Source organism: Mycobacterium montefiorense, from assembly GCF_003112775.1.
Lineage (GTDB): Bacteria > Actinomycetota > Actinomycetes > Mycobacteriales > Mycobacteriaceae > Mycobacterium > Mycobacterium montefiorense.
Genome location: NZ_BFCH01000018.1, coordinates 1,154,496 through 1,168,647, shown reverse-complemented (window position 1 = coordinate 1,168,647; position 14,152 = coordinate 1,154,496). Strand labels below are relative to the sequence as shown.

The window sequence follows — 14,152 nt, the reverse complement described above, 5'->3', positions numbered from 1 at the left end:
GTGAGAATCGCGGTCACCGGGGCCAGCGGTGTGCTCGGCCGCGGTCTCACCGCCCGATTGCTCAGCCAGGGTCACGAGGTCGTCGGGATCGCCCGGCACCGGCCGGAAAGCTGGTCTAGTGAAGCCGATTTCATTGAGGCGGACATCCGCGACGCGGTCGCGGTCAAACACGGCATTGCCGGCGCGGACGTCGTCGCGCATCTCGCGTGGGCGCGCGGCGCCGGCCCCGATGAACGCATCGGTCACGAGGTCAACGTCGGGGGCACACTCAACGTTCTGCAAGCCATGGCCCAGACTGGTTCCAGGCGAATTGTTTTCGCGTCGTCGGCACACGTCTATGGCAGCGCGGACACACCCCGAGCCGAGCAGGCGCCGATAGTTCCGGTGCTGGCCGACGGACTGCACCAAGCCCGGGTCGAAGACCTGCTCGGCGCATCGGAGGCCGAATGGATCGCGATTCGTTCCGCGCTCATTGTGGGCCGCAACGTTGACAATTGGGTGCGCGGGCTGCTCGCATTGCCGGCGTTCCCCGACGGGTCCGCCGATCGGCGCATGCAGGTCGTCCACCTCGACGATGCGCTTCGGCTGTTCACCCGTGCTGTCGTGGACACCGCGATCGCCAACGGCCCAATCAATCTTGCCGCGGCGGGTGAGCAGACCTTCCGTCAGGTCGCTGCCCGGCTTGGGCGCCCGGTCGTCCGGGTGGGTGCCCCATTGTGGGTTTTGGGACGACGTGGCGAGCTAGAGCTGATCCGAACCGCCCCGCTGATGGATACCTCACTGCTGCGCGAGCAGTGGGGATTCCGGCCGGTGTGGAACTGCGACGAATGCATCGAGGACTTCGCCTTGGCGATGCGCGGTCGCGTCGCGCTGGGTAAGCGAGTCGTATCGCTGCCGTGGCGGCTGGCCAATATTGCGGACCTGCCTGCCGTCGACGCGCCAGCAGGCGACGGTGTGGCACCTAAACTGGCTGGTCCACAAGGAGATAACGGCGAGTTCGACACCCCTGTCGATCCGCGCTTTCCCACATTTTTGGCCACCAATTTGTCCGAGGCGCTGCCAGGGCCGTTCTCGCCGGCGTCGGCGTCGGCGACCGTGCGCGGGTTGCGCGCCGGTGGAGCCATCATTGCCGAGCGGCTGCGGCCGGGTGGAATGGTCCAGCGCGAAATCGCGATGCGCACCGTCGCGGTGTTCGCCCACCGGCTGTATGGGGCGATCACATCGGCGCACTTCATGGCCGATACCGTGCCGTTCGCCAAGCCGTCGATGATCGTCAGCAACAGCGGGTTCTTCGGCCCTAGCATGGCCTCGCTGCCGGTCTTCGGAGAGCTGCGTCCGGCCGAAATCGGCCGGGTCCGAAGGCAACTGCGCAACGCGCGCAATGTCGGGGTGTTCGGCGTCAATCTGATCGGCCTGAGCTCCGGTGCGTCCCGCGATACCCGCGACTTCATTGCCGATGTCGATCGCCTGGAACGGCTGGCCGACAATGTCACCGAACTCGACGATCGCCGACTGCTGAGCCTGATCGTGCTGGCACGTGACCACGTCGTGCATGGTTGGGTGCTGGCCTCGGCGTCCTTCATGCTCTGCGCTGCGTTCAATGTGTTGCTGCGCGGGCTGTGCGGGCGAGACACCTCCGCTCCCGCGGGCCCGGAACTGGTCAGCGCGCGATCGGTGGAGGCCATGCATCGCTTGGTGGTGGCCGCACAGCGCGATCCGAATGTGGTTCGGCTGCTGACCGATCCGGGGGAGCGGCTGGACAAGCTCGCCGTCGACGCACCGGAATTTCACGCCGCGGTGCTGGCCGAGCTGGCGTTGATCGGCCATCGTGGCCCGGCAGAGCTCGAGATGCTCTCGACCAGCTACGCCGACGATCCCGAGTTACTGGTCCGGATGGTGGCCAGGGCAATGAGTGCGGCCGCGGCGCCCCAGCCGCGGCATCCACGGATTCCCTTGCGGGCCAAACCGGTAGCGCTGTTGGCGGCACACCAACTCCGCGACCGTGAAGCTCGTCGCGACAAAGTAGTCAGGGCCAACTGGGTGCTGCGTGGTCTGCTGCGCGAGTACGGGCGCAGGCTGGTCGACACCGGTATCTTGGATACCGCCGATGGCGTGTTCTATTTGCTGGTCGACGAACTCGATGCGCTGCCGGCCGACGTCGCGGGGCTGGTGGCCCGACGCCGAGCCGAACAGCGCCGGCTGGCGGCTGTTGCTCCGCCGACGGTGTTCAGCGGGAGCTGGGAGCCGTCCACCACGTCGTCGGTACCACTTTCCAGCGGCGACTCCTTGCGCGGAGTCGGCGTATGCGGGGGACGGGTACGCGGCCGGGTGCGCATCGTGCGTCCCGAGACCATCGATGATCTGCAACCCGGCGAGATACTCGTCGCGGAGGTCACCGACGTCGGCTATACCGCCGCCTTCTGCTATGCGGCTGCAGTGGTGACAGAACTCGGCGGCCCGATGTCACACGCCGCCGTGGTGGCCCGCGAATTCGGCTTCCCTTGTGTGGTGGATGTGCAAGGCGCAACAAGGTCGTTGCCGTCGGGCGCACTGGTCGAGGTCGATGGCAGGACGGGCGAGATTCAGGTGCTCGAGCTTGCGCCGGAAGACAACTCATCGTCTCCGGCTAGCGGCCGCACCGTTTAGGCGTCGGCAGCGTCGAATTCGATCTCCAAAACCAGCGGCCCGCTCAGTCCCAGCATCGGTTTCCAGCGTGACGTCGCAACGCGGTGCGGGTTGGATATCCGCCGGGCGAGAATTTTGAGGGCGCCGGCAAGCTCCACTCGGGCGAGGTTTGCCCCAAGGCAGTAGTGGGCGCCGCCGCCGAAGGTCAAAATGGGTGGCGGGTCATCCCGGGTGATGTCGAATTGGTCCGGGTGGGGATAAATCTCTGGATCGCAGTTGGCCGCATAGGTATTCACGGAAATGAAGGTGCCGGCCGGAAAGGTGTAGTCAGCGAACGTGACATCTTCGAGCACCGTGCGGAGAGTGGCACATACTGCCGGTGAATGCCGCATGCATTCTTCGACGGCGTGCATCGCGAGGGCAGGATCGTCGCGGAGCAACGCCAGCTGATCCGGATGATCGCACAGCACATGCATGGACGCGGCTAGTTGATTGCGGGTGGTGTCAGTGCCGGCGCTCAGGATGCTGAATGCCAGCATGCGCATCTCGGCGTTGCTGAGTCGGTCGCCGTCGTCCTGGGCGCGGATCAATTCGGAGATCAGATCGTCGGTCAACCGGCCACGCCGTTCGGCGATCATGTCGTCGATGTAGGCGTCGAACTCGTCCCAGGCCCGCATGACGATGTCCTGCTCGTCGAGGAGGTTTGAATCCAACCGCACGATTTTGAAGACGTCTTCCGCCCACAGTGAAAACTGTTCCCAGTCGCGGGGAGGTGCGCCCAACAGCGCGCAGATGATCGGGATCGGGTAGGGCCGGGCGATATCCGTGACGAAATCGCACCGGCCGGCGTCGGCGATCTGATCGATCAATTCGTTGATCACCGTGTCGATGGTTTGTTCCATGCGCGCGGACGCCCGCGGCGTGAAGGCTTTGGACACGAGACTGCGCAGCCGCCGATGTTCGTCGCCTTCCATACCCAGAATGGTGCCGAGCACCCTGTCATAGAGCGGACCGGACGTTATTCCGCGAGCCGTCATGTGCATGCCGGGCGGGAACACGAATCGCGGGTCGCGAAGTATGCCGCGGGCGAGCTCGTAGCCCAGCACCTCCGGCCCTAAGGGGCCGATGGCCATCGGCGACTGCTTCCGCACCTCGTGGATCCGCGGGGCAACCTCGTGCACGGTATCGGTGATGTCGTAGTGCAGCGTCGGGAGTCCGGCGTCGAACACGCTTGGCATCGTGGTATTTACGGTCATGTTGCCTCACTTGCCAAAATTCGTAACGGGAGCGAGGGCAAGGTGCACGTCGGGGAGGGCCAGGTGATCTCGGGCCGGTATCCGGGTGCAAGCTCGAAATGTGGTATACGGCTGAGCCATTCGGTCACGACGACGTTCATCTCCATCCGCGCCAGGTGTGAACCCACACAACGGTGTGGTCCGCCACCGAAGCCCCAGTGCTTGTGCAGCTTGCCGTCCATCACCAGCTCATCACCGGAGATAGCGTCGCTACCGTCCCGGTTGATCGCGCCCAGGCACAGCCGCACCCGAGAGCCGGCCGGCAACGTGATGCCGGCGATCGTGACTTCTTCGGTCGTTACCCGCGGGACGACGGGCGCCGAGGACTCCAGCCGGACGATCTCCTCGACGAAAACATTAATTGCGTCCGGCTGTTCGCGGAGCCTCGCGCACAGATCGGGGCGGCTCGCCAACTCGAGCATCGCTGCGCCGATGGCCGATGTGACGGTGTCGAGGCCCGCCAGCACGAAGAAGAACGCCATACCGAGGGCTTCCTCGTCGGTGAGCGCGTCCTCGCCTGCGAGCACCAGGGACAGGACATCGTTGCCCGGGTTCTGTTGATGCTCGGCGACCGCCTCGGTGAGGTAGGCGAACAGCTCCAGTGCCGGTGTCAGATCAGGGGTTTCGGCGGCGGCATTCGGGATGCTCAATTCGATGATGGCGTCCTTCCACCCGATCAGCCGCTCGCGATCCTGAAGGGGCAGGCCGAACAGCGTCAAAAAGACCTGGGACGGATACGGGGTTGCAAGCTCGGCCATCACCTCGCATGATGCGCGTCCGGCAATCGCGTCGATGATGTCGATCGCCTGGGCCTGAATCGACGGGAGTATCGCCGCGAGTGCGTGGGGGCTGAAGAATGGCTGCAGGATCTTGCGAAACCGGGTGTGCTCCGGCGGATCGAACGCCGCCGGCACCAGCGGCAGCGGGCTGCCCACCACCTCGAAAGCCTTCTTGGAAGAGAACACGTTCGGATTACGCAGTGCCGCAAGTACATCTTCTCGGCGGGTAAGCGCGTACCAGCCGTCGCTCAAGACCACCGGACCGGCGTCCCGCAATGCGGCCCAGCCGACGCCCCGGTCGAGGGACATGGGCAAGTCGTCGAGGTTGAGCTCCGGAATGGCGCTCATGGGATGTTGGTCGCCAGCAGGGTCAAGGGCAGCCCCAACACGGATAGGTCGTTTTCGTCGAGATAGGTGCCCTCGCCCTCGAAGTGTTGCCGGAATCGCGTTGTCGCGCCGTAGCGTTCGGCGACGGCTTGGGCGGAGGCGGCTTCCGGAACACCGATCACCACGGTGTAGACGCCGTCGCCGTGACGTTCCAGGAACTCGTTCACCGACGCGGCCACCTCCCCGGTGGACCCTGGGATCGGGCTGACCAGCTCGATGCCTCGATTCCAGTCGAGGTGAATGTCCAAGCCGAGTTCGGTCAGCTGCAGAGGCTGGAAGACGAATCCCAGATCGCTGAAGAACTGCGTCACGGTGACATGCCGCTCGGGTGCCACCGCGAAGACCACGTGGTGAAGCGAAGGTTCTTCAGGCATCGGCATCTTCCTATCGGTTGGCGTGCAGGACTCCGCGCGGAAGCAGCAGCGGCAGGTCGTTATAGGTCGCGATGCCGGGCGACGCGGCGACAACGGCAGGAATCGCAGTGATCGCCGGTACGGCGGTGATGGTGAGGCCCAACATGATGAAGTCGTCCAGCGTCTCGCCCTCAAAGTCCCGCGGCGGAAGAAAGCTCAGCGTGGTTTTGATCGTCGGTCGGCCTTGCACCTCGATGGTGTAGCCCATGTCCAAGGGCCAATCAGGTTCCAGGGCTTGCCCCTTGCGCCATTGCCCGCCGATTTCGATGATCTCTCGGTCGGCCAAAATCCCTTTCCAGCGAACGTGGATGCCCGCGACACAACCCTTCGCGATGGTCCAGTCGCCGGGCAGGTGAAGATCCTCGGTGGTCTGGGCGTACTGGGCTTCACAACGGACTTCGTCGAGCTCGACGCCGAGCGCATCGGCGAGCAGCAACACGCCGTCGCCGAAGATGCCGGATCCTTTCTTAGTGATAGCCGGTAGGTCCGGCTGGTCGATGGGATAACCGAAGCCCATGGGTATCTCGGTCGCCGGCGAGTTGTAGATAGTGGTATCAAACGATTCCAGTACCGACACCTTGTCCACCCGGTCCGAAAGCCCCGCCGACACGATGGTGAACAGTTGAATGAAGCCGGGGTTGATACCGGTGCCGAAGATGGTTGATCCGCCTTGTTCGCAGGCCTTGGCGATACGGTCGCGTCCCGCACCGAGGAAGTGGCCGGTGATGAACTCGGCTGTGCCCACGACGTTGACGCCCGCGCGAAGGATGCGGACCAGCTCGTCGACGTCGGCGAACATCGGGTTGTAGACCACGCAGTCCGGCTTGAGCGCGAGCAGCTCCTCAATATCGTTGGTGGCCTTGACATTCAGCGGCCCCAGACCGCACAGCTCGCCCACGTCGCGACCGGCCTTCTCCGGTGACCAGGCATAGCATCCGACCAGCTCGAGCTCCTGATTGGCGGCGATGGCCTTGACCGAACTCTTGCCGACGTTGCCGGTCGTCCACTGAACGACCCGATAGGTCACGGGTGCGACGCCGCCTGCTGTTGGGCCGCCTGGCGAGCGAGCCTGTCGTTGTGAATCTTGACAAGTTCGCGGAAACCGAGCCGGTGGTACTTCGGTATCGGCTGGATGCCCCAAACGTCCTGAGCGGTGGCCTTGCCTTCGGCGCCCTCCGGCGGTCCGAACGGGGGATACGGGTACTTGCACTCCAGGGTGTCGTTGGAGTAGCGGATCTTCAACAGCTCGCTGCAGATTTCGGTGAGGCTCAGCGTCGGATAGCCGTAGTAGACCGCCATGAACGGCAAGGTGAACGCGCCTTCGATCACCAGCGCCACCAGGCACACCAACACGGCCCGCTTGATCCACTTGTGCATTCGCGCGTAATACGGCGTCGTCCCCGGCTCCAGATCGGCCGCCGGGTCTTTGTCTTCGGTGGTTGACGGTGCGGTCACGGCATTGCTCCTTGGGCCTAGTCGGAGAAGATTTCTCGGTTGACGGTGTGCAGGTAGGGGATCGCGAGGAACGGGGTGATGTAGAAGATGTCGTAGAGCCACCAGCCGATGACCGGGAATACGACGCCGGCGTAGCGGACGTCGGCGAACATCGTCATGTTGAAGATGTAGGCGGACCAGATCACGACGCCCATCCAGCAGGTGACGACCATCCACTGATGACCCCAACGCTTCATCTGCAGGAAGCCGATCGCAGCGGCCACCCGCATGGAGAACACCGTGAAGATCAAGCCCGCCACGTAGGCCTTCTCACCTGGCCCCGCCGCACCGCCGACCCACAGCTCGTTGTAGTGCCAGAAGTAGCCGGCATCAAACATGTTGCCCCAGCCCACCATCAGCACCCGGTTGATCAAGGTGTGGTTGGCGACCAGGTCCAGCGACCAGCCCAGGCTGTTGAGCATGCCGTCGATCAGCGTCAGATAGCCGATCAGTGTCACGATCATCGGCCGTACCGACAGGCCGGCGCGCAGGGCTTGGCGCTGCAGCCACACTCCACGCATGAAGATCGGGAACCCGATCAGGCCGGGAGCCCACATGCCCATCAGGGCGGCGCCGACGATCATCCATTTGTCGGCTCGCCGCTGGGCCTGTCGGGATTCGTCGTGGTGCTCTTCGAGGCCGACGGAGTTAGCCGCCGATGCGCCTTCCGAATTGCGTTTGAGTAGTGGCAGATTCACAGATCCCACCAGCCCCGCGCAAACGACATGTAGAGCTGGATCCCGAACATCGCCAGCAGGTAGCCGTAGATGGCGATCTGAAAGACGATGAGCGCCCTCTTGCGCTTTTGTTCTTGGCGATCCATGCCGGTGCTCCTTTCCTGGGGTCTTCCTAGCTGCTCGAGGCGTCGGCGTTGGCCAGGTTGGCCGCCGCGACTTCACGTAGACCGTCGGTGATCGCGCCGTCGGTACTCAGCGGCGCGAGTATGCAAGCGTCGGCCGCATCGAATTTTGTTGCGCCGGCCGCGATCAACTGAGCCGCCGTGACCAACACCCGGGTGGACGGCGGCTCGAAGTGAAAGGCTTCGTCGGCGGTGCGGATCGCGACCGCGCATCCGACCAGCCGTCGCGCGATGGCCAACGGAATTCCGGATTCGGCGACGATCACGTCGGCCTCGCGGTCCGGCGGCAGGTACTGCATCCCGAGAGTCACAAACCGCTGGCGGAAGGATGGTTTCAGCTCTTTGAGTGAACTGCGATACGCCGGGTTGTACGAACACACCAGCATGAACGTGTCCGGCGCCGTGACGACCTCGCCGGCTCGATCCAGGTACAGCGACCGCCGATGATCGGTGAGCGAATGCAGAATGGCCAGTGAGTCGTGGCGGGCCTCGACGACTTCGTCGAGATAGCAGATTGCACCGGCTTTGACGGCCCGGGTCAGCGGCCCATCCGTCCAGACCACGTCGCCGCTGCGGACCATGAAACGGCCGACGAGATCGGAGCTGGTGAGATCGTCATGGCAGCTGATCGTGACAACCGGCCGTTGCAGCAGCACGCCCATGTGCTCGACCAACCGGGTCTTGCCGCATCCGGTCGGACCGGTAAGCATCACCGGGAGCCGCCGGTGGAAGGCTTGCTCAAACAGCTGGACTTCGTTGCCGTTTGCGAAATAGGTGTCTGTGGTCATGCGGCGACCAATTCCCGATGGACATGAGCCAGCACTCGCGGAAGCTCCTCTATGCGTCGGATACGTCGCGAACGACGAGGCCCGAACACCTCCGGTAGGGGATCGACGCGCGTCGGTCCCACTCCCACGTAGTACATCGACACACCGGCGTCGTTCGCCTCCTCGACCGCGTGTGCGGCGTCAGCCCAGGCATAACGGCCCTCATATCCTTCATCGGACATCAGACCGTCGCCGATGACGATCAACAGGCGCCGCTCCGACGGCTGGGTAAGCAGCCGACTGGTCAGATGGCGCAGCGGCGCACCGAGTCTGGTGTATCCGCGAGTGGACAAACCCAGCCCGCTCGGCGGCACGAACCGGCGGTCTTCGAAGTCCTTCAGGCACCGCACCTCGACTCGATGGCGGGTGTTGCCGGTGAAGACGAAGACGCCGTGACGCTCTCGCGCCAGCGTCATGGCACGGGAAAGTGCATCAGCACAGGCCAATTCCAGCCTGAAGACCCGGCCGCCGTGCACCCCCAACGATGAGCTGCCGTCCAGCAACAACGCCGTGGTCACATCCCGGCTGCTGGGCAGCAAGTCGCGAAATACCCTTGGCTCCTTGGCCTCGCCGGTGGTCAGGTCAATGTAGTGATTGACGTATTGGTCGACATCGAGGTCGGAGCCGTCTTCGAGGCGATTTGTCATCGCACGATGGGTGTGTTCTTCGAACCACTTGCGCACGTCGACGGCTACCGGCGCCGAACGGCGGATATGCCGGCCGTCTGCGTGCTCGACGACGGCGACATGGTCGCGCATGAATCGCCGCGTCCACATGTTCCATTCGGGATAGGGAATACCGGGCCGGTGTTCGGGTGTGACATCGAAATCGTTGTCCTGTGGCCGGCTTGGCGGCGGCAGGTTGGGATTGCGCACGCCGCCATCGCCGCCGACGGGAACCGAGTATGGCCGGGGCAGCCGCTTCTGTGTGGTGGTCCAGGGCATTCGGCCAAAGCTGCGGCGCAGCTTGTCGGTCAGTCCTTGCGGCGTTGTGTAGGCCAGTGGCAAGTTGCCCAACAGCGGATGCAGCGTCAATGTATGGCCCGTGGCGGCTAACCCGATCGCCCGGCTTAGCATCTCCGCGGCATTCATGTCAGCGGCTTCGGTGTGGACGTCCGGGAGTAGTCGTCGGACCTCGGGGAGCAGACCCGGCCACCGCGACGCTACCCAGCCGACGGCGACGCCGGCTTCGATGAGCGTGAGCGCGCGCAGTTCGCGAGCGGATAGCTCGTTCAGACGATATTCGGTGATCCGCTCTTTAGATGGCGAACATTGCAGCGCCACACCGCATGTCAGGGTCCGGCGGGTCCAACCAGACAGTGCTGGGTAGGGGACATGCACGAAGGTGAGCGCCGCGTTCAGGCCAAAGCCACGGCGGTCGCCGGTGACGAGCCGGACGCCTTCGCGACGTTGCTCGCTGAGCGCGACCGCCGTGACGGCGCAACTGCGTTCCAGCGCCATCGCACCGGCATCGGAAGACTCAGCCATTGGCCGATTCCCGCGCGTTCGGGCTGCCCGGTCCGTCGCTCAGAACGTACCGATGTTGGAGAAGAGCCAGTACCAGAACCAGATGATCAGGCCGGTGCCGCCCCACGCCGCGACATAGCGAAGGATCTCCCATACATAACCCATGATGTGACCTCCTGGGGTATCGAAACAGATTCTGATGCAACGGAATCGGATGCGGCATGTCAGTCCGAGAAGAGTTCGCGATTGACGGTGTGCAGATAGGGGATGGCGAGGAAGGGGGTGATGTAGAAGATGTCGTAGAGCCACCAGCCGACGACCGGCAGCACGACGCCGGCGAAGCGCACGTCGGCGAACATGGTCATGTTGAAGACGTAGGTGATCCAGATGACAACGCCCATCCAGCAGGTGACGACCATCCACTGGTGGCCCCAGCGCTTCATCTGCAGGAAGCCGATCGCGGCGGCAATGCGCATCGTGAAGACGGTCAGGATGAGACCGACTTCCAGGGCCTTTTCCCCGGGCCCGGCGGCGCCGCCGACCCATAGCTCGTTGTAGTGCCAGAAGTAGCCGGCATCGAACATGTTGCCCCAGCCATTGAGCAGCACGCGGGCCAGAATCGTATGGTTTGCCACCAGGTCAAGCGCCCATCCGACGGTGTTGATCGCGGCGTCGATGATGACGAGATAGCCGAGCAGCGTGACCAGCATCGGCCGAACGGAGAGGCCGTCGCGTTGGGCGCGTCGCAGCAACCGCACTCCCCACAGAAACAGCGGTAAGCCGAAGACGCCGAGAGCCGCGGTGCCGATCAGCAGGCTGCCGGAGATAAGCCACTTGTCGGCCTGCCGCTGTGCGAGTTGTGAGCGCTCTAGGTGTTGGTCGATTGTCAGACTCGCCTGCGCAGCGTCGTTTGCGCCAGCCGCCGTGCCAGTGGTGGTATTTCGCTGCTGGAGCCTGGGCAGATTCACTAACCCTCCCCGTCATCGGCACTGATTGGATCGGCTCGTGCACTATAACAGGCTGACTACAGTCAGCATAAGACCGCGACACCGACACCTTGAAGGTGGTATCGATCCGGCACGGCTACCAGTACTTCGCATTGTTATTACCGGCTACAACGGCTGAATTCGCACGCCCTGCTGTCACGCGAGCCGCGGTCCCGGTGAATTCCTACTGACAAAAGTCAGCTCTGAATCGTTGACACGCCGTTCGCGGCGCGCCTACGCTGCAGCGAGCATTCAGCCGTTCCGGCTTCGCAAAGGAGCAGCAATGACGCCCAAGTCGGCCGAGAAGAAGTATCGCGTAATCCAGTGGGGCGTCGGCAATGTCGGGACGATCGCACTCCGCCACTTTGTTCACAACCCTGCCTACGAACTGGTTGGAGTGCTGTGCAATCGGGCGGAAAAGGTTGGCAAGGACGCCGGGGAACTCTGCGGCAAAGCACCAACCGGTGTACATGCGACCAACGACAAGGCTGTCATCGAGGCCCTCGACGCCGATTGTGTGTTCTATGCACCCTTGTGGTCTGACCCCGACGAGGTATGCCGGCTGCTGCGCAGCGGCAAAAACGTCGTCGCATCGGGTGGTGCGTGGTGGTATCGCACTGAGCACAGTCAGGCGGACATCGACAAGATCGATGCCGCGTGCCACGAGGGCGCCACGTCGTTTCATGCCGGTGGTGTCAATCCGGGTTTTGCCGGAGACCTACTGGTCCTGACGCTGGCCCGAATCGTCAGCCAGATCGACACAATTCACATCTACGAAGTGGTGAACTTCGGGCGGGACACGCTGAAGTATCTGTTCGAGATGGGAATGGGGAGCGATCCGGCCGGGTTTGAGGATGGCCCGAATTTGTTGGGGCAAGCATGGCCATTGTTCGCGCAGTCGATGGCGATGATTGTGGAGGGAATGGGCAAGACGGTCGAGAAATACACGACGGAGGTGGAGCTAGGGTCTGCCACGCGCGATATCCCCTTCGAAGGAGGGGAGACCAGCGACATGCCGGGCTTCAAGGGCGTGATCAAAAAGGGTACCGTCGCTCGCCAGCATCACAAGTGGACGGCGTGGGTGGACGGTAGACCCCTTATCGTTTTTCACGAGATCTACACGATGGATACCTTCGATGCCATTGAACCGCGGGAGGATTGGCCTCAGCACTACCACTACCGCATTGTGATTGAGGGAGACTCGTCCACCGAGCTGATCCTGCAGGGGGCGCAAGACCCGGATGGCTGCTACGCGCTGCCCGGATACACCTGGACCGCGATGGGGCCCGCGAACGCCATTCCCGCCGTCTGCGATGCTCCGCCAGGGTTCATGTCCCACAACGAACTCGGGCTGATGCCGCTGCGTGGTGTCATACGGCCCTAGCGTCGGGGCGTCAGGGCTTCAAACTCCGCAATGTCCTTGCGACGTAGTCTTCCAGCAGAGCGTGGCCGGTCGGCCAGTGATTCGTGGTGATCAACAGAGCGTAGAGACCCAGCAAGAAGAACACCGCACTATTCATCGGATTCGCCTGCCGATCGGTCTCGCCGCGTTCCTGGGCCTGCGCGATTTCTTGAGCGACCAGAACGATCAAGGGGTGATCCCCGCCGTCTTCGGTCTGCGGACGGGTTTGCGAGAAGTGCAGTGCGAGAAAGTCATTGAAGAGCAGATCGCCGAGTCGGCGCTCCAATCCGACCACCAGGCGGACCGCCTCATTCAATGCGGAAACAAGATCGTGCTTGGACTTCAAAAATTGCGCGAACTGCTTGGCTATGCGTTCCTCTTCGCGGCGCTCCAGCTCGAGTAGTACATGCTCCTTGGTGGGGAAGTGGAAGAAGAAGGTCCCGTGGGCGACTCCTGCAGCGGCCACGATCGCACTGACGTCGGCCTCGGCCATCCCGGCGCGGGCGAACTCCGCAATCGAGGCGCCCATCAACCGCTCTCGCGTCTGTAAACGCTTGGCTTCGCGCGCAGACACCCGATCCGTCACAGCCATTTCTTTCCTTACGGTTGACCTGACTCATGCGAGAGCATCGAGGCTAACCCAACCATTATGCCGTGTTCTCGCTAAAAAGGCTTGCATAACTTGGCCATTGTGAGTCTCTCCGCACCGTCACCGACGACCCTCCTCAAGATTCATTGACTTTAGTTAGCAAGATCCATAGATTGAACGATGCACATACCCGATCGAAGGAGCTCGGCATGGCGTTGGAGCAGTTCCGGCTGGATGGACAGGTTGCAATCGTCACGGGTGCCGGTAAGGGTGTGGGGGCGGGAATTGCCCGGGTCTTGGCGGAGGCGGGTGCGACGGTGGTCGGCACCGCCCGCACCGAGGCCGATATCGTTGGCACGATTGCGGGTATCGAGGCGGCGGGGGGCAAGGGGCTGGCGCTCGTCGCGGACGCGATAAGTCGTCCGGACGGAGAGCGCGTCGTCAATACCGCCGTGGAGTGCTTTGGCCGCATCGACATTCTCGTCAACAATGTCGGCGGCTCCACTTATGCGCGGTTCCTCGACATCACCGACGAAGACTTCCGGCATACGTTCGACTGGTGTGTGACATCGGCTTTCATCATGAGTCAGCTCGCGGCCCCGCATATGCTCAGCGCCGGCCACGGCTCCATCATCAATATCTCTTCGGGCTCGGCGCGATTCGGCATCCGGGCGCTGACCGCCTATTGCGTCGCGAAGGGCGGCCTCGAAGCGCTCACCCGCGCGATGGCACAGGAACTCGCACCGAAAATTCGCGTCAATGCCATCGCGCTGGGATCCTTCGCCACCGACGGCCTGAAGGGCAGCCTGGATATGATGCCGGGGTCGCTGGAGAAGATGCAGGAGGCGACGCCGTTGCATCGGCTGGGCGATGTCGAGGACCTCGGACGGCTCGCGGTGTACCTATCAACACGCGATTGCTACGCGACCAACGCCACCTTCCACGTCGACGGCGGCATCGAATCGAACAATTCCCCGCTGCCGATACCCGATTACTAGGCCCCCGCCACCGAAAGCGATACAGTATCGTC

14 protein-coding genes are annotated in these 14,152 nt (G+C 63.3%); 3 read left to right on the top strand and 11 right to left on the bottom strand.

Features of this window, described 5'->3' with window-relative positions:
* On the top strand, nucleotides 1-2,646 hold the full coding sequence (locus DB708_RS17990) for a sugar epimerase family protein (RefSeq protein WP_108924041.1): 2,646 nt from the start codon (nucleotides 1-3) through the stop codon (nucleotides 2,644-2,646).
* Here the strand turns inward: DB708_RS17990 and DB708_RS17985 are convergent.
* The 10 genes from DB708_RS17985 to DB708_RS17945 all read right to left on the bottom strand — a co-directional run bounded on the left by DB708_RS17985 (nucleotide 2,643) and on the right by DB708_RS17945 (nucleotide 11,113).
* Complete coding sequence (locus DB708_RS17985; RefSeq protein WP_108924039.1) at nucleotides 2,643-3,881, bottom strand: cytochrome P450; 1,239 nt, start codon at nucleotides 3,879-3,881, stop codon at nucleotides 2,643-2,645. The two genes, DB708_RS17990 and DB708_RS17985, sit on opposite strands and share 4 nt — an antisense overlap.
* Nucleotides 3,878-5,047, bottom strand: coding sequence for a cytochrome P450 (locus DB708_RS17980; RefSeq protein ID WP_108924037.1), 1,170 nt, complete (start codon nucleotides 5,045-5,047; stop codon nucleotides 3,878-3,880). Before DB708_RS17980 ends, DB708_RS17985 begins: the two co-directional genes overlap by 4 nt.
* Entirely contained in the window at nucleotides 5,044-5,466 is a 423-nt protein-coding gene (locus DB708_RS17975; protein ID WP_108924035.1) for a VOC family protein, read from the bottom strand. Before DB708_RS17975 ends, DB708_RS17980 begins: the two co-directional genes overlap by 4 nt.
* 4 nt (nucleotides 5,467-5,470) lie before the next feature.
* Nucleotides 5,471-6,526 (bottom strand): NAD(P)H-dependent amine dehydrogenase family protein, encoded by a 1,056-nt coding sequence (locus DB708_RS17970; protein WP_108924033.1) that lies wholly within the window; start codon nucleotides 6,524-6,526, stop codon nucleotides 5,471-5,473.
* Nucleotides 6,523-6,954, bottom strand: coding sequence for a hypothetical protein (locus DB708_RS17965; protein ID WP_108924031.1), 432 nt, complete (start codon nucleotides 6,952-6,954; stop codon nucleotides 6,523-6,525). The genes DB708_RS17970 and DB708_RS17965 overlap by 4 nt, the downstream gene beginning before the upstream one ends.
* Before the next feature lie 17 nt (nucleotides 6,955-6,971).
* Complete coding sequence (locus DB708_RS17960) at nucleotides 6,972-7,691, bottom strand: hypothetical protein (protein WP_108924029.1); 720 nt, start codon at nucleotides 7,689-7,691, stop codon at nucleotides 6,972-6,974.
* A complete protein-coding gene (locus DB708_RS28000; RefSeq protein ID WP_261859545.1) occupies nucleotides 7,688-7,816 on the bottom strand; it encodes a hypothetical protein in 129 nt (42 codons plus the stop codon). The genes DB708_RS17960 and DB708_RS28000 overlap by 4 nt, the downstream gene beginning before the upstream one ends.
* Before the next feature lie 26 nt (nucleotides 7,817-7,842).
* The gene (locus DB708_RS17955; protein ID WP_108924027.1) at nucleotides 7,843-8,640 is read right to left on the bottom strand and encodes a CbbQ/NirQ/NorQ/GpvN family protein; all 798 of its coding nucleotides are present in this window, start codon (nucleotides 8,638-8,640) and stop codon (nucleotides 7,843-7,845) included.
* Entirely contained in the window at nucleotides 8,637-10,166 is a 1,530-nt protein-coding gene (locus DB708_RS17950; protein WP_108924025.1) for a nitric oxide reductase activation protein NorD, read from the bottom strand. The genes DB708_RS17955 and DB708_RS17950 overlap by 4 nt, the downstream gene beginning before the upstream one ends.
* Before the next feature lie 203 nt (nucleotides 10,167-10,369).
* Nucleotides 10,370-11,113 (bottom strand): hypothetical protein, encoded by a 744-nt coding sequence (locus DB708_RS17945; RefSeq protein ID WP_409347603.1) that lies wholly within the window; start codon nucleotides 11,111-11,113, stop codon nucleotides 10,370-10,372.
* Between the two features lie 301 nt (nucleotides 11,114-11,414).
* On the opposite strand from DB708_RS17945, the gene DB708_RS17940 reads away from it, so the two are divergent.
* The gene (locus tag DB708_RS17940) at nucleotides 11,415-12,515 is read left to right on the top strand and encodes an NAD(P)H-dependent amine dehydrogenase family protein (RefSeq protein ID WP_108924023.1); all 1,101 of its coding nucleotides are present in this window, start codon (nucleotides 11,415-11,417) and stop codon (nucleotides 12,513-12,515) included.
* Between the two features lie 10 nt (nucleotides 12,516-12,525).
* Here DB708_RS17940 and DB708_RS17935 read toward each other — a convergent pair whose 3' ends face one another.
* Nucleotides 12,526-13,125 carry a TetR/AcrR family transcriptional regulator gene (locus DB708_RS17935; RefSeq protein WP_108924021.1) on the bottom strand — a complete coding sequence of 200 codons (600 nt, stop codon included), beginning with the start codon at nucleotides 13,123-13,125 and terminating at the stop codon, nucleotides 12,526-12,528.
* Between the two features lie 206 nt (nucleotides 13,126-13,331).
* On the opposite strand from DB708_RS17935, the gene DB708_RS17930 reads away from it, so the two are divergent.
* Nucleotides 13,332-14,120, top strand: coding sequence for an SDR family NAD(P)-dependent oxidoreductase (locus DB708_RS17930; RefSeq protein ID WP_108924019.1), 789 nt, complete (start codon nucleotides 13,332-13,334; stop codon nucleotides 14,118-14,120).
* Nucleotides 14,121-14,152: the final 32 nt, after the last annotated feature.

Coding starts and splice junctions, on each gene's coding strand:
- DB708_RS17985 (WP_108924039.1), bottom strand. CDS start 3,881: ATGACCGTAAATACCACGATGCCAAGCGTGTTCGACGCCGGACTCCCG.
- DB708_RS17980 (WP_108924037.1), bottom strand. CDS start 5,047: ATGAGCGCCATTCCGGAGCTCAACCTCGACGACTTGCCCATGTCCCTC.
- DB708_RS17975 (WP_108924035.1), bottom strand. CDS start 5,466: ATGCCGATGCCTGAAGAACCTTCGCTTCACCACGTGGTCTTCGCGGTG.
- DB708_RS28000 (WP_261859545.1), bottom strand. CDS start 7,816: ATGGATCGCCAAGAACAAAAGCGCAAGAGGGCGCTCATCGTCTTTCAG.
- DB708_RS17955 (WP_108924027.1), bottom strand. CDS start 8,640: ATGACCACAGACACCTATTTCGCAAACGGCAACGAAGTCCAGCTGTTT.
- DB708_RS17950 (WP_108924025.1), bottom strand. CDS start 10,166: ATGGCTGAGTCTTCCGATGCCGGTGCGATGGCGCTGGAACGCAGTTGC.
- DB708_RS17940 (WP_108924023.1), top strand. CDS start 11,415: ATGACGCCCAAGTCGGCCGAGAAGAAGTATCGCGTAATCCAGTGGGGC.
- DB708_RS17935 (WP_108924021.1), bottom strand. CDS start 13,125: ATGGCTGTGACGGATCGGGTGTCTGCGCGCGAAGCCAAGCGTTTACAG.
- DB708_RS17930 (WP_108924019.1), top strand. CDS start 13,332: ATGGCGTTGGAGCAGTTCCGGCTGGATGGACAGGTTGCAATCGTCACG.